Here is a 20876-nt window from a genome sequence, read left to right as displayed (position 1 = left end):
TCCTGTCAGTCCTTGCCCGGCGCGCCCTGTGCGGGCTTCAGGGCTTTGTCCTGGCCGATGCGGATCGCGGCGCCGGGGGTGAGCTTCAGTTGGCCGGCAGTGACCACCTGTTCCCCGGCCTGCAGGCCCTTGCTGACCACCACCACGCCGTCACGGCGCTCGCCGGTTTGCACCGTGCGCTGCTCGGCGGTGAGCTGCGGCTGGCCCTTATCGTCGTTTAGTGGCTTGCCGTCCTTGTCCTTTTTCGGCGTTGCGACATACACCGAGTTGCCATACAGGGTGTAGGTGATGGCGCTTTCCGGCACCACCACTTGTGGCTGCGGGTTGGGTAGCAGGATCAGCAGGCTGGCGAACATGCCCGGCAGCAGCTTGCTGTCCGGGTTGGCCATGGTTGCACGCACCAGCAGGTTGCGCGTGGTTTCCTCGACCTTGGGGTTGACGGCGCTGAGGCTGGCGGGGAAGGTCTGGCCCGGGTAGGCGGCCACCTGCACCAGCACCTGCTGGCCCAGGCTGAGGTGCGGCAGGGCCTGTTCCGGTACGTTGAAGTCGACGTAGAGGCTGGATGTGTCCTGCAGGGTGGCGATCACCGTGCCGGCGGCCAGATAGTCGCCGACGTCCACTTGGCGAATGCCGATGGTGCCACTGAACGGAGCGCTGATGCTCTTCTTGGTCTTCGATGCCTTGAGCTGGTCGACCACCGCCTGATTGCGCCGGTACTGGGCGGTGAGGCGGTCGAATTCGCCGCGGGAGATGGCCGAGTCGCCGACCAGTTGGCTGCCACGGCCGAAATCTACCTTGGCCAGGCCCAGGTCAGCCTGGGCGGTGCCGAGCAGGGCGGTTTCCTGGTCGTCGTTGAGTTGCAGCAACAGTTGCCCGGCCTTGACCTGCTGGCCTGAGTCGAAATGCAGGGCCTTGACGATGCCTTCCACTTCCAGGCTCAGCTCAACGCCCTGTAGCGCCTTGAGGCTGCCGACAGCGGGCAGGCGCTCTTGCCACGGGCGCTGTTCGGCCAAGGCGGCCGCCACGGTGATGGGCGGCTTGGGGGCAGTGAACATCTGGATCTGCTGGTAGATCGAAAAGGCTTTGTAGCCCCCCAGGGCCAGCACGATCAGCAGAACCACGGCCAACATGATGAGCATGCGGCGGCGCAGCATAGGTCCGGTTCCTTGGATGCGGTTGTTATTCGCTTAGACACGACAACGGGCGATCCTGCCCACGTGTGGATGGGGGAAGTATTGACTGTTTTTTGGGGGAAGGGGAGTGGAATGCCTGGGCCGGCCTCTTCGCGGCTAAAGCCGCTCCCACAGGGAACGCGCAGTCAACGGGTTGCGCTATTCCTGTGGGAGCGGCTTTAGCCGCGAAGGGGCCAGTACAGCCAACCCGAAAATCAGACGAGATGCAGGTGATTGTCCCAGAAACCGGACGGCAGGTTCATCGGTTGCCCGACCAGCTCGGCCTTGCGGCAATCATAGAACCGGCAACGGCCCTGCCCGGAGGTGACGACAAAGCCGTCCTGTACCGCGCCCACCCCCGCGCAATCGGGCATTGGCGCATCCAGCCGCACCGCGCCGCTGTCCAGGTCCCAGACGAACAGGCGGTTGGCTCGTGGCGCGGTCAGCGCGACCAGCCGCAGCTCGCTGTGGATAGCCACGCTGGCGGTGTACTGGGCCATGGCCTGCAACTGCCGCTCCGGTACCGGGAAGGCCATGAACGGCTCGCCCGGGCGCTTGATCGCCAGCAGTTCGGCGGTTTCATCGGCATCGCCCATGAACTGTTGGCAGGCGGCGATGGTGCCATCGCTGCCCACCGCCAGGTGGCGCACGCTGTTCATCTGCTGGGCCAGGGTTTCCTTGCTCAGCAGGGTGCCGTCGCGCTGCATCAGCACCAGGCTCGGTTCCATGGCGTCGAGGTTCATCTCCACTCGGCTTTCGGCTTCGGTGCGGATACCGCCGTTGGCCACGATCAGCGTTTCGCCGTCCGGCAGCCAGGCCACTTCGTGCGGGCCGATGCCGTGGGTCGGAATCTCCCCGCTGTGCACCAGGCGCTCGCCTTCGAAGCGGTACACACCGAGTACGCCACGCCCCGGGTCGGTGGTGTCGTTCTCGGTGGCATACAGCCATTCGCCACCTTTGTGGATGACCGCGTGGCCGTAGAAGTGCCGGTTCGGCTGCGAGGTGACGGTTTGCAGCAGGCGCCCGTCGCGCAGGTCGACCAGGTAGCTTTCGGTGCCGGGACGGCGGGCGACGAACAGCGCGATCGGCAGGTCCGGGTGATGGATGATGGCATGGCAACGTTGGGCGACCTGGGTGCTGAACACCTGGGTGCCGTCCAGGCGGAACCCGACCGCATAGTGCTTGCCGTCGCCGTCGTCACGCGCCGACAGCAGCAGGGGCTCGCTGCCTTTGTTGCGGAACAGGCTCCAGCCGCCCAGGGTGAGGGCGCTGAGCAATACGCTACCGAGTTTGAGGGCCTGGCGTCGCAGCATGATCAGTCACCGTCGTTGGCATTGAAGCCCAGCTGGATGTTCAACGCCTTGGCCAGCTCGCCTTCGTGCAGGCGGTGGACGGCGTTGAGGCTGTCGTAGATCTGGTTCAGGGTTTGCTGGCCAGCGTCGTCGGCCAGCAGCTCGCCCAAGGTTTTCTGGTTGTCGGCCAGCAGCTTGAGCGAGGCAGCGTAGGCGGCGTCGATCTTGTCTGCCAGGGCTTTCTGATCGCTGGACAGCAAGCCGCGCAGGCCTTGGTTGTCGACCCCGACCCAGACCGCTTCGGCGGCCTTGAGGCTGGCCTCCAGGCTCTTGAGCGAGCTGTGGCTGCGCCAGGCTTCGGCCTGCAGTGGCTGCGGAATGCCCTTGCTCTGGCGGCCCATCGGCGCACCGAGCTTTTTCTTCAGGCTGTCCAGTGCGGTGACCTGGGCGCGCAGCAGGTCGGCGATGGCCTCGTGGGAGTCGGCGTAGCGCTGGTTGGGGAACTTGGTCATCTGCGAGAGCATGCCGTCGGTGCTGTTCCAGCCCTTGAGGATCTCTTCGGCCAGGGTTTTCTGGTGTTCACCGATGGCCACCAGCAACGGGCAGTAGCGGGCTTTCTGCTCGGCAGTGGCGATGTCCGGCTTGCTGTCGAACAGGATGTACTCGTAGGCCGACAGGCCACGTACCACCACGCTGGCCTTGCCCAAGGCCGCGGCATCGACCGGTTGGTCGGCGTTGACCAGTTGCTCGACCTGGCGGCCGACCAGGTTCTTCTTGTCGGGCCAGAACTGTACCTGCCAGGCGCGGTTGCCTTCGGCCAGCGGGCCGACCAGCAGCGGTTGCAGCTCGGCCCAGGCCTTTTGCGCGTTGAGGAAGTCGGCACGGGCCTTGTCCAGGGTTTCCTTGCCTTCGCAGTAGGCCAGGGCGCTGGCGGCCAGCGTGCGGTCGGCTTCGACCCAGCGGCTGTAGGTGGGCAGGATCACCTGCTTGGCGATGGCAGCGGAGGTCACGGCTTGCGGGTCCTGCGGCGAGCAGGCGCCGAGGGCGAGTGCGGCGAGGCTGGTGAACAACAGTTTGGGTCGGAACATGCCCGGCTCCTTTGCGCTTTTTAAAGTGAGTTCAGGAAAGCCAGCAACGCGGCACGCTGCTCGGCATTGAAAGTGAGTACGAAATTGCGTGCCGCCTCGGCCTCGCCACCGTGCCAGAGCACGGCTTCGAGCAGGTTGCGGGCGCGGCCGTCGTGCAGGAACTGGCTGTGGCCACTGACCGTTTCGCTCAGGCCGATACCCCACAGTGGCGGGGTGCGCCAGTCCTGGCCGTTGGCGGCGAATTCGGTGCGCTCGTCGGCCAGGCCCGGGCCCATGTCATGCAACAGCAGGTCGCTGTAAGGGCGGATCAACTGGTTGGCCAGCTCCGGCTCGGCGGCATTGGCGGCTGTGGTGAACTGCGGTGTATGGCAGCCCTGGCAGCCGGCCTGGTAGAACAGGTTCTTGCCCGCCAGCACGTGCGGCGAGCCAACATCGCGGCGGGCCGGCACGGCCAGGTTGCGGGTGTAGAAAGTGACCAGGCGCAGGATATTATCGCTGACTTCCTTCTCGCCATCGGCACCGTCGCCGTTGGGCGCGGCCAGGCAGTCGGCCTGCGCCGGGGTACAGTCGTCGTTGGGCTGCAGGGTGGTGGTCAGGCCCATGTCGCCGGCAAAGGCATGCACGTTCTGCTGGTTGACGTTGGGCTGCCCGGCCTTCCAGCCGAAGCGGCCGACCACGGTTTTGCCCTGGGCGTCATCCCACACCCGGTTGGCCCGGCCGCGGATGCCGTCGCGGTTGCGGTCGTCGGGATCCTCGTTGGCCAGCAGGTCGGCTTCGGGGATGGCTTCGAGCAGGCCCAAGCCGATCATCGGCGGCGCCACCCGCGCCGAAAAGCGCGTGTCGGGGTGCATCACGCCATAGCCGAGCTGGGTGATCTGCAGGGCCGGCTTGCGCAGCTCGACCTGGTGGCCATCCTCGAACGACACCGTTTCGCTGGTGTAGCTCACCCGCACCTTGCCTTCCGGCGTCACGCCGGGGATGGCCATGTCCTGCAGCTGGGTGCCATAGACCGGCTCCGGCACCACGCCGAGGCGTTCGACCACCTTGGCCAGGTAGGGCTGGTCGGGGATCGACAGGCGTACCAGCATCGATACGGCGTTGCTGTCGCCCGGCTCTGGCGGGTGGCCGCGGCCGTCGCGCACGTGGCAGTTCTGGCAGGCATTGGTATTGAACAGCGGCCCCAGGCCGTCACGGGCGGTGGTAGTGGACGGGGCGATCACCCAGGGGTTGCGGAAGAAACTGTTGCCTACGGCGAAGTCCAGGCGCCGCTCGGGCGTGAGGTTGGCCGAGGGCAGGGAATAGGCATTGCGGTCAGTACGCTGCACGGTGGCTTTGCCGCCCGACAACGCTTCGCCGGGCTCGGCCTGGGTGAAACGCGGGGCGTCGTCGCAGGCGGCAAGGGCAAAGGCCAGCAGCAGGGGGGAGAGTCGGGACAGCGACAAGGACATCGAAAATCCTGGGCGTGAGCGAAAAACCGGCGTGCAAGCTTAGCAGGGTGAGTGAGTTTGAATAAGAGCAATTTGCAATTGCTGGATGAAATCGGTGTCAGTTGGCCATGTCGGCATGCTCGGTCTCTTGTGGGAGCGGCCTTGTGTCGCGAAAGGGCTGCAAAGCAGCCCCAGGATTTCGGCACCGATGCAAACAATGCCGGGGGGGGCCGCTTTGCGGCCCTTTCGCGACACAAGGCCGCTCCTACAAGGGTGTGTGTTGCCTGGACGAAAAAGGCGACCCGAAGGCCGCCTCTTTCAGAACCGCTACAGCAGGATCAGAACTCGTGATCCGCGGTATCCGGGTTCAGGTTGGCAATGCCCAGCTTGCCCGCGGCCTGCTCGATCGCACCGGTCTGCTTGACCAGGGAGGCGATGGCGTCACGCACGATCTGGTTGCCGGCTGCGTTGTCGGCAGCGATCAGCTGGTCGTAGTGCTCGCCCTTGAGCGCGTGGTCGACGATCACCTGGATCTTGGCTTCGGTGGCTTCCAGGTCGGCCTTGAGGGCGTCGGCGGCCGGGTCTACCTTGGCCACCAGCGACGACAGGCTCGGGCCGGTCACCTTGCTGCCGTCCGGGCGGGTGTACTCGCCCAGGTAGACGTTACGGATGCCCTTGGCATCGTAGAAGTGCGAGTAGTGGGTGTTGTCGCTGAAGCAGTCGTGCTCGTCTTCCGGCGAGTTGGCCTCCAGCGAAACCTTCATGCGCTCGCCAGCCAGTTCGCCCAGCGACAGGCTGCCCATGCCGAACAGCATCTTGCGCAGGCCGTCGTTGACCGACTCGGCTTCCAGCTTGGCGCGGTAGTTGTCGGCAACGTTCGGTGCCCAGTTGCCGACCATTTCTTCGAGGTCCTTGACCAGCAGGTCGGTGACCGCTTTCAGGTAGGCACGGCGGCGGTCGTTGTGGCCACCGGTGGCGCCTTTGCCTTCCAGGTAGTCCGACGCCGGACGGTTGCCCGCGCCCGGGCCGGTGCCGTTCAGGTCCTGGCCCCAGAGCAGGAACTCGATGGCGTGGTAGCCGGTGGCGACGTTGGCTTCAGAGCCGCCCAGTTCGTTCAGGCTGGCCAGCTTCTCGGGGGTGATGTCCTTGACGTCGATCTTCTCTTCGCCCACCTGGATCTCGGTGTTGGCGATGATGTTGGCGTTGGCCGCCGGGTTGCCCAGGGCGTGCTCATAGCTCTTGTCGACGTAGTCGATCAGGCCTTCGTCCAGCGGCCAGGCGTTCACCTGTCCTTCCCAGTCGTCGATGATGGTGTTGCCGAAACGGAATACTTCGCTCTGCAGGTACGGTACGCGCGAGGCGACCCAGGCTTCCCTGGCTGCTTTCAGAGTTTCGTCGTTCGGCTTGGCCAGGAACGCGTCGACTGCGGTCTGCAGGGTCTTGGCGGTGCTCAGCGAGTCGCTGTACACGGCGTAGACCAGCTCGGCGTAATGCTTGACCACGGCTTTGCCGGCGGCTTCGTCGACAGCCCCGGGCGCTGCAGCGGTGGTGCTGGCGGCAGCAGGTGCCTGGGCTTGCGGCGCGGCGGCCTTGTCGTCCTTGCCTTCACCGCAACCGGCGAGAGCGATGGCAATGGCCAGCAGACTGGCGGAGGCCAGAGGCATTCGAATCATTATTGGTTTCCTGCGTCGTGTGGTTGGACCAAGGGGTGGACGGTGCGCCGTGGCACGCGAAACGACAACATCATGCGAAAGATTTGCATTTGCTGTAAAGGGGGCGGGCATGCAATTCGTGTAAATGCCGGTCACGGGCTGTAATCGGGCAGGCGGCTCAGAACATCGAAACCTGGTTTCGCTGTGCCTGCTTGAGGAAGTTGGTCAGCTCACGGGCCGACAGCGGCTTGCTGTAGTGGTAGCCCTGGCCCTCGTGGCAGCCCTGGGCGACGATGTAGGTTTCCTGTTCGGCGGTTTCCACGCCTTCGGCGATTACCTGCATCCCCAGGCTCTTGCCCAGCTGGATGATGGCGCGGACGATGGTGGCGTCGTCATCGTCGTCCAGCAGGTCCTGGACGAAGCTCTTGTCGATCTTGATCTTGTCCAGCGGCAGCGATTTCAGGTAGCTGAGCGACGAGTAGCCGGTGCCGAAGTCGTCGATGGCAATCAGTGCTCCGGAGCGGCGCAGGCTCAGCAGGTGCTGGGCAGCGGTGCTGATGTCTTCCATCAGGCCGGTCTCGGTGACTTCCAGCTCCAGGCTGCGTGGTGGCAGGCGGTAGGCCTGCAGCAGGTTGTTGACCACCCGCGGCAGCTCGTTGTGGTGCAGCTGCACGGTGGACAGGTTGACCGCCATGCGCAGGTCGCTGAAGCCCATGTCGTGCCATTCGCGCAATTGCCGGCAGGCCTGGTCGAGCACCCATTCGCCGATGCCGATGATGCTGCCGTTCTGTTCGGCCAGGGGGATGAACTGGTCCGGGGGCACCATGCCCAGCTCCGGATGTTACCAGCGCAGCAGTGCTTCGACACCGACCACGCGGTGGTCGCGGTAGCTGATCTGTGGCTGATACACCAGGTACAGCTGGTTGCGTGGCAGGGCTTCGCGCAGGTCCTTTTCCAGTTCGCGACGGCGGCGCATCTCGCTGTCGACGCTGGCGATGTAGAACTGGTAGCGGTTGCGCGAACGGGCCTTGGCCAAGGTCATGGTCTGTTCGGCTTTCTGCAGCAGCTTCTCGGTGCTGTCGCCGTCTTCCGGGAACAGGGTGATGCCGATGGTGGCGCGCAGGCGGATCTGCTGGTGGTGGTCGAGGTCGAACGGCACTTCCAGGTCGTCGAGGATACTCTGCGCCAGTTCGGCGGCCTCGTAGGGCTGCTCGATATTGGCCTGCACCAGGGCGAACTGGTCACCACCCAGGCGTGCCAGGGCGCCCAGTCGGCCGCTGTGGGCGCGCAGTCGGTCGGCCAGGGCCAGCAGCAACTGGTCGCCGACCTGGTAGCTGAACTGCTCGTTGATGCCCTTGAAGTCGTCCAGGCCTACGCATAGCACCGCCACGCGGTGTTGCAGGCGGCCACCGTCGACGAGGATCTTGTCCAGTTGCTGCTGCAGTTGCTGGCGGTTGGGCAGGCCGGTGAGGAAGTCGTACTGGGCCATGCGTTGCAGGCTGTTTTCCGCCTCGTGACGCAGGTGGGTGTTGCGCTCGATCGAGGCCAGCAGCTGGTTGGCGGTATTTACCCACAGGCCCAGCTCGTTCTTCTCGTGCCCCTTGAGCAGCGGCAGCTGGTGCTGGCTTGGGCGGTCGGGGTTGATCTGGGTGAGGTGCTCGATGATCTTCGACAGCGGTTTGGTCAGCAGCCAGTGGTAGACCAGATACAGCACCAGGCCCATGGCCAGGGCCCGCAGAACGCCGGATATGAAGATGATCACGGCGTTGATCAGGAAATCTTCGCCGTAGGACGAGGTGTCGAGGGTGATGCTCAGGTCGCCGTAGTATTCGCTGTAGGGGCCGCGGCCGACCAGTTGCGTGCTGTAGGTACGTTCCTGGCCGAGGATCAGGTCGGTCAGCCAGCGCATGGACATGTCCTGCAGCGGGCGGGACTTTTCTGCGAGCATGGTTTCGTTGGGGTGGCCAATGGAGGCCATGCGTACCGATTCGTCCTGGAACAGGCCTTCAATCACCTGCATGCCCATTTCGCGGTCGAGGCTATATACCGCCTGGGTCGAGGGGTCGCGGAACATATCGAGGATGCGTTGGGCATCGCTGTTCACGGCTTGGCGGGTCTTGTAGGTGTCGTAGACGATTTGCGCACAGCTGAGCACGACACCGACCGCTAGCGCCGACAGCAGCACGACCCTGAGCAACTTGACCGACAAGCTGTTCCGCAATTCCAGCTTCAATGGGGGTTTCCTTAATCCATGCGCATGGCATCATTTTGCCATCAACGATGACGATACACTATCGGCCGACCATCAGAAGTGTATCGGTTGCCTGACCCCGCAACTTGAATGCGCCGTGACAATCTTCCAGAGGTTTGATGTTAGCGTGGTATGCGGGCTGAGCAAGCGTTTTGCGGGTGGGGCGTGGATGAAAACCGTGTCGACCGCTTCGCGGGCAAGCCCGCCCCCTCAGGCATGGCACATTCCTCCAAATGGAGTAGCGCCTGTGGGGCGGGTCTGATTTGCACGCCGCTGGAGAAGCGGACGGGTCCCTGCGATGAACGGCAACTACCACCCGACGGCGCACGGCGCGCCATCGGCTGTCGATGATTGGTTGATAGCGGGTATGTCAGCGCCTGGCTTTCAGTGCCGAGCAGCGCCTTTACGCAGCGGGCGCGCTATTTTTCCGGCAGCGCCCAGGCAATGATGCTGTCACCCAGCTTGGTCGGAATCCGGTCATGCCCGCCGACCACGGCAACAACGTACTGCCGCCCTTCGCTCATGTAGGTCAGGGGCGAAGCCTGATTGCCGGCCGGTAGGCGCTCTTCCCACAGCAATTCACCACTTTCGCTGTTGTAGGCGCGCATGAAACGGTCGATGGCAGCGCCAATGAAGGTCACGCCTCCTGCTGTAGCCACGCCAGTGGCGTCGCTCGGAGTGCCGATTTCGAAGCGCAGTTTCGAGGGGATGCCCAAGGGCCCACTGTCATAGCCGGTGCCGAACGGGCGGCTCCAGCGCACTTCACGTGTGCGCAGGTCGATAGCGGAGATGAACCCCCAGGGTGGTGCGATGCACGGCTGTTCCAGCGCTGACATCCATGGGTCCTTGATTGCCCCGAACGGCAGACCGGCCTGGACGCGGAACCCCTGGTTATTGCCCGGCGACTCCTGGAACGACTTGGCATTGATCGCATCGAGCTGTTCGCGTGGAACCAGCCCCTGCATGTACGGCAACCGCTGGTTATTGATGATCAGCAGGCCTCGCTGCAGGTCCACCATCACTCCGCCCCAGTTCAGGCCGCCGTGATGGCCGGGAAAGATCAGGCTTTGCTGGCCGACTACCGGCGGTGTAAAGATCCCTTCGTAACGCGCCTGGCGAAACTCGATGCGGCATTGCAACTGATCGAAGGGCGTCAGGCCCCAAGCGTCGGCTTCGTTCAGCACTTCCGGTCTTTTCGATGGGCGGCCCATGGTGCTCGGCATGCTTGGTGACAGCGGCTGCGTCGCCGCGGTGTAGTCTCCAGGGGCAGTACCCTGCGGGACGGCAGCCTGCACCACGTCGACCAGCGGTGCGCCGGTGGCGCGGTCGAGGACGAACAACTGGCCCGATTTGGTCGCTTGAATGACGGCCGGGCGTGGGCCGCTGCTCGTGGGGAAATCGATCAGCGCCGGTTGTGGGCTCAGGTCGTAGTCCCAGAGGTCGTGATGGACGGTCTGGAAATGCCATTTGACCTTGCCGGTGAGCGCATCCAGGGCCACCAGTGAAGAGCTGAACTTGTCTTCCTGTTCGGTACGGGTACCGCCATAGAAGTCGCCTGCAGCATTGCCGGTGGTGATGTAGACCAGCCCCAGTTCGTCGTCGGCGGAAATCGGCGCCCATGAGTTGGGCGTGCTGAGCGTATAGGTTTCATCGGCGTCGGCAGGCGCAGTGCTGTCGGGGCGACCGAGGTCCCAGGCCCACTTCTGTTTGCCGCTGACTGCGTCGTAGGCGCGAACCACACCTGATGGCGCTGGGCGCACATCCGAATCAAGCACGCGGCCACCGGTAATGACCACACCGCGGATTACCAGTGGTGCAGAAGTGATGCCGGTGGAGCCTTTGCGGAACGTGCCCAGGCCGTCCTTGAGGTCGGCAAAGCCTGCCGTGCCGAAATCTGGGCAGGCCTGCCCGGTGAGCGCATCAACTGCACCCAGGCGGATGTCGTTGGTGCCCCAGATGATGCGTTTGGCGCATAGGCCACTGGCATTGGGTACTTCGTAGTACGAGACACCACGGCAATAGGCACCACCGTTGGCGAAATAGTCCGGGTCGACTTTCGAGTCGTAGCGCCAGTTCTCTTTGCCGGTAGTGGCGCTCAACGAAATGATGATTTGCTTGGGCGTGCAGGTATACAGCGAGTCGCCAACCTTGATTGGCGTGGCCTCGTTCAGATACTTGGTTTTTTCGCCAGGCTGTTTCACATCGCCATGATGATACTCCCAGGCCTTGACCAGGCCGGAAACGTTGCTTGGGGTAATCTGCGCCGCAGCGGAATAGTGGTTGCGGTTGGAGCCGGCATAGGCGGTCCAGTTGGTCTTGTCGTGGGACGCGGCGACATTGGCGTCCGGTGAGGTCACCGTACTGCGGCTGAAGGGTTGCTGTGTATGGGCGGTGATAGCGGGCGAGTCGGCCAGGTGAACGGTGTTGGGGAAGAACAGCGGTGTCAGGATGGTGGCCGCCATCAGCAGCGGCAGCCCCCCCATGATGCTGAAATACAGTGCCTTGTTGACTTTGGCAAAGTCGCGCCGGACAAGAGGCCAGAAGGCCAGAAAGATCACACTGAGAAGTACCAGCCATGCCAGACGTGGGATATAGGCCCAGCCGTTGTAGCCGGATTCCCAGATTGCCCAGCCGTAGGTGGCCAGGGATGCTGCACCGTAGAGATAGATGCCGAGCGACTTCTTCAGGCCCATGAGTGCGGCTGACAGCAGCAATGCGGTACCCATCATTGCGTAGTAAGGCGAGCCGCCGGCACTGACCAGCGTGCTTCCCTGACAGGCCAGCGTCAGGCCAAGCAGGGCCAGCAGAATCGTGTACACCCCGAACAGCAGGCTGGAGACCCCCGTCCCGTTAGCCAACGTTCCTTGTTTCATTGCAATCATCCCTGTGTGATTCGGTGCCACAGTGCGTCCGAGCGGCGCGCATAATTGCTTATTCTTGCAATGAAATACAATAAGTGGCGCGAAATTTACTCCTGGCGCTGGATCTCAGGGTGGTTTTGTATCTTGCGTGAAAAGAAGGCAATGTCTAAGCTGCCTTCCCTGATCTGAACGCGCGGGTAATGAAAGGTAGGCGGGGGAAGGGGTTACGCCTGCTGGCTTTCCAGCAAGGCATCCTGACGGGTCTTGAGCCGGCCGACTTCGTCCAGATGTTTCCAGAGAAACTGAGCGGCTTCTTCACGTCGACCGGACTCGATCAAGTCGAGCAGGTGCAGGTGCTCCAGGCATTGCGTCATCAGGCGACTGCGGTCGACGTTGGCTTTGTAGCTCATGAAGCGTCTGAGCTGGTTTTGCCGACGTATGGCATCTAGGAAGAAGAGATTGCCCGAGCACTGCACGATCATTTCGTGAAACTGGGCGCCAATTTCGAACAGTTGGGCACGTGACAGCTGGTGAATTTCGCCGTCGAGCATGGCCTGCTGTTGCTCCCGGGCTTTGGCAAATGCGGCCTGGTTGACCTTGTAGCCTGGTTCGCGCAGTGCGGCCGGCTCGATGGCCATGCGGAAGCGGTAGCTCTGGATGTGGGTCTGGGCGTTGTGTACGAATTCGTTAAGGCTCCAGCCTTGCCCGGGCTTGCGCTCGACCATGGCTTCGCTTGCCAGCCGGTTGAGGACCTTGAGCAGTTGCCCGCGGGGCACGGAGTAGCGTCGCAGTAATTGGGCCTCAAAGAATTCGGCAGGGATTTCCCCGCTGAGGATGTCGTCCACCACGCGCAGGTAGAAGTCTTCGAATGGGTCGCAGGTGGGCGGTACAGTGGTTTCCTGGATCTGCCCGGCGTCCTGTTTCAGAAAGTAGCCGCGATTGGGCTCCTGCACCGCGATGTTCCACTCGGCGAGCAGGGCAAATACCCTGCGAATGGGGGAGCGGGAGACATCGAAGGCTTGGGCGAAGGTCTGCTCGCGCAATGGCTCGCCGGCCTTCATCGACCGGGCGCGGATCATCTCGATGACGCGAGGGGCCAACTGCAGGGCGAGATCTTTCTTTATCACAGGCTGTATTCCGAATGGTTATCTTCAGTCGATCCAGCAGATTCGGGTCGGACTGGGGACAGGAAAATACCACACACGGATGGATCTATACGTATGCTCAAATTCAATGCTCATCTCGGCTTCCAGTTCAATGAACTGCCTTTTCTGCAGCGTATCGAAGCCGCTGCCGCCGCCGGATTTCGCGCGGTGGAATTCCCGTCACCCTATGAATTCGACGCGAGTTTGTTGGCTGATCAACTGGCGCAATATGCGTTGCCATTGGTCCAGTTTGCCGCGCCGGCCGGCGTTTCCAAGGGCATTGCTGCTGTGGCGGGCAAGGAGCTCGAATTCCGTGACGGGTTACGCCAGGCCGTCAGCTATGCCCGCGCACTGGCGTGTGCGGATGTGCACCTGATGTCCGGGGTAACCCACGAGGATGGCGCCGACAAGGTGTATGCGAGCAACCTGGACTATGCCGTGAAGTATTTTGAGGACCAGGGGCTGCGGCCATTGATCGAGGTGATCTGCACGCAGGCAATGCCGGGGTATTACATGTCCGATTTCGGCAAGGCGCAGCAGGTACTGGAGGCGCATCCCGGTATGGGGCTGATCCTTGATCTTTATCATGCACAGTTGCTGACTGGAAATGCTGCCGATGTGTTGGCGCAGTTCTTTGAACGGACGGTGCATGTGCAGGTGGCCGACTGTCCGGGGCGGCATCAGCCGGGAACGGGACAGTTGGATGTTGCGGGGTTGTTGGCGGCGCTGGAGCAGCGCGGGTATGCGGGGTGGGTTGGATGTGAGTATCGGCCTACGGGTGCCACCGTAGATAGCCTTGGCTGGCTTGATCGGTACGCTTCCTGAAAACAGGGCGTTCTGGCCCCTCGCATGCCCCGAAAAATCCGATACCAGGGGACTGGCATCGGATCTTCGAAGAGCCCCGGCGTGGCGCCGGGGTTCTGTCTCAAGGCTGGATGACTCAGGCCTTGAAGGTCTTGCCTTCGAACTGTTCGGCAACGAAGGCCCAGTTGACCAGGTTCCAGAACGCCTCGACGTACTTCGGACGCAGGTTGCGGTAGTCGATGTAGTAGGCGTGTTCCCAGACGTCGCAGGTCAGCAGCGGGGTGTCGCCGCTGGTCAGCGGGCAGCCGGCGCCGATGGTGCTGGCCAGGGCCAGGGAACCGTCAGCCTTCTTCACCAGCCAGCCCCAGCCGGAACCGAAGGTGCCAACCGAAGTCTTGGTGAACTCTTCCTTGAACTTGTCGAAGGAACCGAAAGCGGCGTTGATGGCGTCAGCCAGGGCACCGGTCGGCTGGCCACCGGCGTTTGGTGCCAGGCAGTTCCAGTAGAAGGTGTGGTTCCAGACTTGAGCGGCGTTGTTGAAGATGCCGCCCGAAGAGCTCTTGACGATCTCTTCCAGGGTCTTGCCTTCGAATTCGGTGCCTGGGACCAGGTTGTTCAGGTTCACGACATAGGTGTTGTGGTGTTTGTCGTGGTGATACTCCAGGGTTTCCTTGGAGATGTGCGGCTGCAGGGCATCGTGGGCGTACGGCAGCGGCGGCAATTCAAAAGCCATGGTGGATCTCCTGATTCAGGTCTGTTTGCGGTTTGCGCAAGGCCGATCACGGGCGGCCCGATGAGCGTCGGCGAGTTTGTACTCTTTGCGACGCAAGGGCTGGATCATAGCACCGGGCCCGGCGCATAACCACGCAACAAAGATAGGGAATAGAGGTTCCAGAGCGGTTGGGGTGTGCCGACCGGTGGTGTTCGGCTTAACGCTTGTAGCGCCTGTGAGATCGAGCGCCGCCCGCGCGGCGCTTCGCAGCACAAGGCTGCTCCTACATCTGTTTCAGGCCAGTCATTCCTGAGGCAGGCGCGCTCGGCCCCTTAGTGTTCACCTCGATATCGTGTCGGACCAACAAGGCGGTCGCGCGCGTTGGTGCAGGCATTACTGGCCCGAAACAGATGTAGGAGCAGCCTTGTGCTGCGAAGCGCCGCGCGGGCGGCGCTCGATCTCACAGGCGATAAAGATGTTGTGGTGAGCCGAGGTCAGTTGAAGATCAACTGCGCCGCCACCGCGAACATCATCACCGCCACCATCAGGTCGAGCATGCGCCAGGTCGCTGGCCGGGCCAGCCACGGCGCCAGCCAGGCCGCACCGATCGCCAGGGTCGAGAACCACAGCAGCGAGGCGCTGGCAGCGCCGGCCACGTAGGCGCCAGGCGCAGCCTGCTGGGCGCCCAGCGAGCCGATCAGCAGCACCGTGTCGAGGTATACGTGCGGGTTCAGCAGGGTCACCGCCAGGGCGCTGAGCAGTACCGCGCGGCGTGAGCGCGCACCCTGGCCTTGCTGGTGCTGCAGGCTCTGCCTGGAGCAGGCGCTGCGCAACGCCTTGGCGCCGTACCAGATCAGGAACACCGCGCCGCCCCAGCGGGCGATCGCCAGCAAGGTAGGGTTGTGCGCCAGCACGGTTGCCAGGCCGAACACTCCGGCAGCCACCAGGATGGCGTCACAGACGATGCACAGTGCCGCCACCGGCAAATGATGCTCGCGGCGCAAGCTCTGGGCGAGGACGAAAGCGTTCTGTGCACCGATGGCCATGATCAGGCCGAAGGCCACGAGCATGCCGTTGAGATAGCTTTGCCACATGGCGCGCTCTCCAAAGCGTCTAAAAGATGCTGGCCATTGTGATGAACCACGCTGTATAAGAAAAACAAATAGAGCTGATCCGTCATTAGGAAAATCGATGTTCGACTACAAGCTGCTGGCCGCCCTCGCCGCCGTGATCGAGCAGGGTGGTTTCGAACGCGCGGCGCAGGTGCTGGGCTTGTCGCAGTCGGCCATTTCCCAGCGCATCAAGCTGCTTGAGGCGCGGGTCGGCCAGCCGGTGCTGGTGCGTGCCACACCGCCAAGCCCGACCGAAGTCGGCCGCCAGTTGCTCAACCATGTGCAGCAGGTGCGCCTGCTCGAACGCGACCTGCAGCGCCAGGTGCCGGCACTGGACGAGGAGGGTATGCCGGAGCGCCTGCGCATTGCTCTCAATGCCGACAGCCTGGCCACCTGGTGGGCCGGGGCAGTGGGCACTTTCTGCGCGCAGCAGAATGTGCTGACCGACCTGGTGGTGGAAGACCAGGAAGTGGGCCTGAAACGCATGCGTGCGGGCGAAGTTGCGGCCTGCCTGTGTGGCAGCGAGCGGCCGGTGGCCGGCGCGCGCAGCCTGCCGCTGGGCGCCATGCGCTACCGGGCGCTGGCCAGCCCCGGGTTCATGGCGCGGCATTTTCCGCAGGGCTTCGCTGCCAGCCGCCTGGCCCGTACCCCGGCGATCGTTTACGGCCCGGACGACTTCCTGCAACACCGCTACCTGGCATCGCTGGGCATCGAGGATGGCTTCCTGCACCACTTGTGCCCGTCGTCCGAAGGCTTCCTGCGCATGACCGAAGCCGGCCTGGGGTGGGGCCTGGTGCCCGAACTGCAGGCCCGCGAGCAACTGGCCAGCGGCCAGCTGGTGGAAATCTGCAGTGATACCCCCATCGATGTGCCGCTGTACTGGCATCATTGGCGCAATGGCGGGCAACTGCTCGCGCAACTGACCGACCACCTGCGGCACACCGCACGGCAATGGCTGGTGCCCTTGTAGCCACGGCTGGCGTCAGTTGCATCTGAAATCTAGACGGAGTCTTACATGCGAATTCTGGTCACCGGCGCGAGTGGCTTCATTGGCGGGCGCTTTGCACGCTTTGCCCTGGAGCAGGGCCTGGACGTGCGGGTCAGCGGCCGTCGAGCCGAAGGGGTCGAGCACCTGGTCAAGCGCGGCGCCCAGTTCATCCCCGGCGACCTGGGGGATGCCGAGCTGGCCCGCCGCCTGTGCCAGGGCGTCGAGGCGGTAGTGCACTGCGCCGGCGCAGTGGGCAACTGGGGGCGCTACCAGGACTTCTATCAAGGCAATGTGGTGGTCACCGAAAACGTGGTCGAGGGCTGCTTGAAGGAGCACGTACGGCGGCTGGTACACCTGTCGTCGCCGTCGATCTACTTCAATGGCCGCTCGCGCCTGGACATCCGTGAAGACCAGGTGCCGCGCCGCTTCCACGACCACTACGGGCAGACCAAGTACATGGCCGAGCAGAAAGTGTTCGGTGCCCAGGAGTTCGGCCTCGAGGTGCTGGCGCTGCGCCCACGCTTCGTCACCGGCGCTGGCGATGCCAGTATCTTCCCGCGGCTGATGCAGATGCAGCGCAAGGGGCGCGTGGCGATCATCGGCAACGGCCTGAACAAAGTCGATTTCACCAGCGTGCACAATCTTAACGAAGCGCTGCTCAGTGCCCTGTTCGCCGATGACCGGGCGCTGGGCCAAGCCTATAACATCAGCAACGGCCAGCCGCTGCCGCTGTGGGACGTGGTCAACTACGTGATGCGCCAGATGCAGCTGCCGCAGGTTACCCGTTACCGTTCCTACGGCCTGGCCTACAGCCTGGCCGCGCTGAACGAGGCGGCCTGCATGTTGTGGCCGGGACGCCCGCAACCGACCCTGTCGCGCCTGGGGATGCAGGTGATGAGCCGCGATTTCACCCTGGATATCAGCCGCGCCCGACAGTACCTGGACTACCAGCCCAAGGTCAGCCTGTGGACGGCATTGGATGAATTCTGTGCCTGGTGGAAGCACCAGCCGCCGGGGCAGTAAAGCCGGCCGGCCGACAATGGTCATCAACGCGCCGCGCAGGCGGTTTATACTCGTGCCTCTTTGCGACTACCGCGGTTGAATGTATCAATGCGTAACCATGCTCACGATGACTACGATGACGTGCCTAGCCTGCGGGCGGGCACCCATGACGATGACGAACTGATGCCGGCGCACGTGGTGCGCAGCCGCCAGAAGGCCGCTCGCGGTGCCAGCACGGCGCCGCTGTGGGCATTGCTCGGGGCCTCGTTCATCGCCTTGGCGGGCCTTGGCTGGTGGAGCTTCCAGCAGATCTCGCTGATGGAGCAGCAGCTGGTGGCGACCCAGGAAAGCTTCGCTCGCATCAGCGAAGAGGCTGCCGGGCGCCTGCAGGCGATCAGCGGCAAGGTGGCGGCCAGCGAATCCGGCGCCACTACCAACAGCGAGGCGTTGAAGCTGCAACTGCGTCAGTTGCAGCAGGGGGTGGCCGGGCAGACCGGCGATCTGGGCAAGCGCCTGGAGCAGGTACTGGCTGATACCCGCGAACAGCAGAAGGCCGTGACCCAGCTGCAAACCCAGTTGCAGGCGCAACTGAAGGCGGTGAATGGCGAGCTGGCCGCATTGCGCTCGGGCCAGGTCGATGGTGGCAAGCTGGATACCCAGTTCAAGGGCCTGAACGAACAGGTTGCTGCGCTGAAGGCCGCGCAGGTGGATGGCGCCAAGCTGGATGCGCAGCTCAAGAGCCTGGGCAGCGAGGTTGCTGCGCTGAAGAAGCAGGGTAACCCGAGCGCGGCCATCCAGGACCTGGAGCAGGACATCCTGGTGCTCAAGAGCCAGATCGATAACCGCCCGGCCGCGGCGGCGTCCAGTGGTGCTTCGGTGCAGGAATTCGACGCCTTCCGGGCGCAGACGACACGCAACCTGAATACCTTGCAGAGCCAGATCCAGAACCTGCAGCAGCAGATCAATGCCCGGCCGTGACATTGCAGGGGAGGGCTTTGCCCTCCTATCGCGACACAAGGCCGCTCCTACAGGAAATCGCGTTCCCCTGTAGGAGCGGCCTTGTGTCGCGATAGGGCCGCAAAGCGGCCCCGGCGATTTCAGTTACAACCGCGGATAATCGATGTACCCCACCGGCCCCTTGCCATAAAAAGTCTCCGGCCGCGCTTCGTTCAACGGCGCATCCACCGCCAGCCGCGCCGGCAGGTCAGGGTTGGCGATGAACGGCACGCCAAACGCCACGGCGTCGGCCTTGCCATTGGCCAGGGCTGCATTGGCACTGGCCTTGTCAAAGCGCTCGTTGACGATGTACGGGCCGCCGAACGCTTCCTTGATCAGCGGGCCGATACTGTCATCGGCTTCCTTTTCCCGCGAGCAGATGAAGGCAATACCACGCTTGCCCAGCTCACGGGCCACGTAGGTAAATGTTTCGGCACGGTCGGCATCGCCCATGTCATGGGCATCGGCCCGCGGCGCCAGGTGCACGCCCACGCGGTTTGCCCCCCACACCTCAATGGCCGCATCGGTCACTTCCAGCAGCAGCCGTGCACGGTTTTCCAGCGAACCGCCGTAGCGGTCGGTGCGCTGGTTGGTGCTGCTCTGCAGGAACTGGTCGAGCAGGTAGCCGTTGGCGCCGTGGATTTCCACGCCATCGAAACCGGCAGCCTTGGCATTCTCGGCACCGCTGCGGTAGGCCTCGACGATGTCGATGATTTCTTCGGTTTCCAGCGCACGTGGGGTGGGGTAGTCACTGAGCGGGCGCACCAGGCTTACATGGCCCTTGGGCTGGATCGCGCTGGGGGCCACCGGCAGCTCGCCGTTCAGGTAGCTGGGGTGGGAGATGCGGCCAACATGCCACAGCTGCAGGAATATGCGCCCGCCGGCGGCATGCACGGCCTTGGTCACGTTGTTCCAGCCACGCACCTGTTCGTCGTTCCAGATACCGGGGGTATCCGGGTAGCCGACGCCCATGGCGCTGACCGAGGTCGCCTCGCTGAGGATCAGCCCGGCGCTGGCGCGCTGCACGTAATACTCGGCCATCAGCGCGTTGGGCACGCGGCCTTCGTCGGCCCGGCAGCGGGTGAGCGGGGCCATGATGATGCGGTTGGGCAGTTGCAGGTCGCCCAGGGTGATCGGATCGAAAAGCGTGGTCATGACGGTTACCTGCCTGTTCAGAGTGCTTGGCGCAGTTGTTCGAGAAACGCCTGGATGGTGGCTTCGTTGCGTTTGAAGAAATGCCATTGGCCGATCTTCTGGCTGCTGATCAGCCCAGCGCGCTGCAAGGTGGCCAGGTGGGCGGAGACGGTCGACTGCGACAGACCGCAGCGTTGGTCGATCTGCCCGGCACATACACCGTTCTCGGTGCTGTGGTACTGGTCGGGGAATTGCGTTGCCGGGTCCTTCAGCCAGCTGAGGATTTCTCGCCTGACCGGGTGGGCCAGCGCTTTTATGATTTCGTCGAGATCGAGAGGCATGGGTTGAGGCTCGTTGTAGCGGTATATCGCGATAGGACGAAATGTAAATCGTGGTTTCCCGATATACAAATATGAAGAGGTTCTGAGCTGAGCACGAATCGCTATATCGCGTTATAACGATATATGGGCCGGCGGTGCTAGACTGCGCTCATGAACTACCTCGCACACCTGCACCTTGGCGGCCCGGCGCCGCAACAACTGCTTGGCAGCCTGTATGGCGACTTCGTCAAAGGCTCGCTGGAAGGGCGCTTCCCGCCAGCGCTGGAGGCGGCCATCCGGTTGCACCGGCATATCGACAGCTATACCGACCAGCACCCGTTGGTGCTGGCGGCACTGGCGCGCTTTCCGCGGGAGCGGCGGCGCTTTGCCGGCATCGTTCTGGATGTGTTTTTCGACCATTTCCTGGCCCGGCATTGGCAGGATTATGCCGAGCAGCCGCTGGAGCAGTTCACCGGGGATTTTTATCGGGTATTGCTTGCGGAGCCCGAGTTGCCGGGGCGGCTGGCGCGGATAGCGCCGTTCATGGCGGCGGATGACTGGCTGGGTGCGTATGGCGACTTTGCCACGCTGGAGCAGGTGTTCAACGGCATTGCCCGGCGCCTATCGCGGCCGGAGGGCATGGTTGGGGTGATGGGGGAGCTGGAGCGGCTGTATGAGCCATTGCTGGCGGACTTCAGGGAGTTTTATCCACAGTTGCAGGCGTTTGCTGCAGCGGGGCGGATGTCTGACAGTTAGTGCTGGGTTGGCATTGCCGGCCTCTTCGCGGGTAAACCCGCTCTCATCAAACAAAATGCAACCCGCTGTTTTTTAAGCACCTTAGGCTGCCACCAATTGATATCCCAGCTTTCGGGCTTTGCGAAGCAAAGCCCGAAGCTGTCGGTCTTGGCTTTTGGCTTCGA

At 63.3% G+C, this 20876-nt stretch carries 16 protein-coding genes and 1 pseudogene; 5 read left to right on the top strand and 12 right to left on the bottom strand.

Going from position 1 to position 20876, the window contains the following annotated elements; genetic code table 11:
• Positions 1-5 precede the first annotated feature (5 nt).
• The 8 genes and pseudogenes from WM94_RS25690 to WM94_RS25655 all read right to left on the bottom strand — a co-directional run bounded on the left by WM94_RS25690 (position 6) and on the right by WM94_RS25655 (position 12870).
• Complete coding sequence (locus WM94_RS25690) at positions 6-1154, bottom strand: efflux RND transporter periplasmic adaptor subunit (RefSeq protein WP_061552430.1); 1149 nt, start codon at positions 1152-1154, stop codon at positions 6-8.
• A 233-nt stretch (positions 1155-1387) separates the two neighbouring features.
• Complete coding sequence (locus tag WM94_RS25685) at positions 1388-2485, bottom strand: DUF1513 domain-containing protein (protein WP_061552429.1); 1098 nt, start codon at positions 2483-2485, stop codon at positions 1388-1390.
• Positions 2486-2487: 2 nt separating this feature from the next.
• Positions 2488-3552 (bottom strand): imelysin family protein, encoded by a 1065-nt coding sequence (locus WM94_RS25680; RefSeq protein ID WP_013974082.1) that lies wholly within the window; start codon positions 3550-3552, stop codon positions 2488-2490.
• 20 nt (positions 3553-3572) lie between these two features.
• Entirely contained in the window at positions 3573-5000 is a 1428-nt protein-coding gene (locus tag WM94_RS25675; RefSeq protein WP_061552428.1) for a di-heme oxidoredictase family protein, read from the bottom strand.
• A 317-nt stretch (positions 5001-5317) separates the two neighbouring features.
• Positions 5318-6652 (bottom strand): imelysin family protein, encoded by a 1335-nt coding sequence (locus WM94_RS25670; RefSeq protein ID WP_061552427.1) that lies wholly within the window; start codon positions 6650-6652, stop codon positions 5318-5320.
• A gap of 157 nt (positions 6653-6809) precedes the next feature.
• Positions 6810-8864: pseudogene (locus WM94_RS25665) on the bottom strand (putative bifunctional diguanylate cyclase/phosphodiesterase).
• A gap of 437 nt (positions 8865-9301) precedes the next feature.
• Positions 9302-11755 (bottom strand): membrane-bound PQQ-dependent dehydrogenase, glucose/quinate/shikimate family, encoded by a 2454-nt coding sequence (locus tag WM94_RS25660; protein WP_061552426.1) that lies wholly within the window; start codon positions 11753-11755, stop codon positions 9302-9304.
• A gap of 212 nt (positions 11756-11967) precedes the next feature.
• Positions 11968-12870, bottom strand: a complete 903-nt coding sequence (locus tag WM94_RS25655) for a GntR family transcriptional regulator (RefSeq protein ID WP_061552425.1) — start codon at positions 12868-12870, stop codon at positions 11968-11970.
• Positions 12871-12963: 93 nt separating this feature from the next.
• On the opposite strand from WM94_RS25655, the gene WM94_RS25650 reads away from it, so the two are divergent.
• Positions 12964-13713, top strand: a complete 750-nt coding sequence (locus WM94_RS25650; RefSeq protein ID WP_061552424.1) for a hydroxypyruvate isomerase family protein — start codon at positions 12964-12966, stop codon at positions 13711-13713.
• A 115-nt stretch (positions 13714-13828) separates the two neighbouring features.
• Here the strand turns inward: WM94_RS25650 and WM94_RS25645 are convergent, their stop codons facing one another.
• Positions 13829-14425, bottom strand: a complete 597-nt coding sequence (locus WM94_RS25645; protein WP_013974076.1) for a superoxide dismutase — start codon at positions 14423-14425, stop codon at positions 13829-13831.
• A 473-nt stretch (positions 14426-14898) separates the two neighbouring features.
• Positions 14899-15498 (bottom strand): LysE/ArgO family amino acid transporter, encoded by a 600-nt coding sequence (locus WM94_RS25640; protein ID WP_003258234.1) that lies wholly within the window; start codon positions 15496-15498, stop codon positions 14899-14901.
• A 97-nt stretch (positions 15499-15595) separates the two neighbouring features.
• On the opposite strand from WM94_RS25640, the gene WM94_RS25635 reads away from it, so the two are divergent.
• From WM94_RS25635 to WM94_RS25625, 3 genes are all read left to right on the top strand, one after another.
• Positions 15596-16486 carry a LysR family transcriptional regulator ArgP gene (locus WM94_RS25635; protein WP_013974075.1) on the top strand — a complete coding sequence of 297 codons (891 nt, stop codon included), beginning with the start codon at positions 15596-15598 and terminating at the stop codon, positions 16484-16486.
• Between the two features lie 45 nt (positions 16487-16531).
• Positions 16532-17527, top strand: coding sequence for an NAD(P)-dependent oxidoreductase (locus tag WM94_RS25630; RefSeq protein WP_015271678.1), 996 nt, complete (start codon positions 16532-16534; stop codon positions 17525-17527).
• An 87-nt stretch (positions 17528-17614) separates the two neighbouring features.
• On the top strand, positions 17615-18484 hold the full coding sequence (locus WM94_RS25625) for a hypothetical protein (protein WP_015271677.1): 870 nt from the start codon (positions 17615-17617) through the stop codon (positions 18482-18484).
• Positions 18485-18607: 123 nt separating this feature from the next.
• Here the strand turns inward: WM94_RS25625 and WM94_RS25620 are convergent, their stop codons facing one another.
• Positions 18608-19657 (bottom strand): alkene reductase, encoded by a 1050-nt coding sequence (locus tag WM94_RS25620; protein WP_039613786.1) that lies wholly within the window; start codon positions 19655-19657, stop codon positions 18608-18610.
• A 17-nt stretch (positions 19658-19674) separates the two neighbouring features.
• Complete coding sequence (locus tag WM94_RS25615; protein WP_003258229.1) at positions 19675-19977, bottom strand: helix-turn-helix transcriptional regulator; 303 nt, start codon at positions 19975-19977, stop codon at positions 19675-19677.
• A gap of 150 nt (positions 19978-20127) precedes the next feature.
• On the opposite strand from WM94_RS25615, the gene WM94_RS25610 reads away from it, so the two are divergent.
• On the top strand, positions 20128-20712 hold the full coding sequence (locus WM94_RS25610; protein WP_061552423.1) for an ACP phosphodiesterase: 585 nt from the start codon (positions 20128-20130) through the stop codon (positions 20710-20712).
• Positions 20713-20876 lie beyond the last annotated feature (164 nt).

Origin of the sequence: Pseudomonas sp. ABFPK, from assembly GCF_001586765.1 — a bacterium.
Classification (GTDB): domain Bacteria; phylum Pseudomonadota; class Gammaproteobacteria; order Pseudomonadales; family Pseudomonadaceae; genus Aquipseudomonas; species Aquipseudomonas asiatica.
The sequence above is the reverse complement of the archived record's forward strand: the minus strand, read 5'-3'. Positions and strand labels throughout refer to the sequence as shown.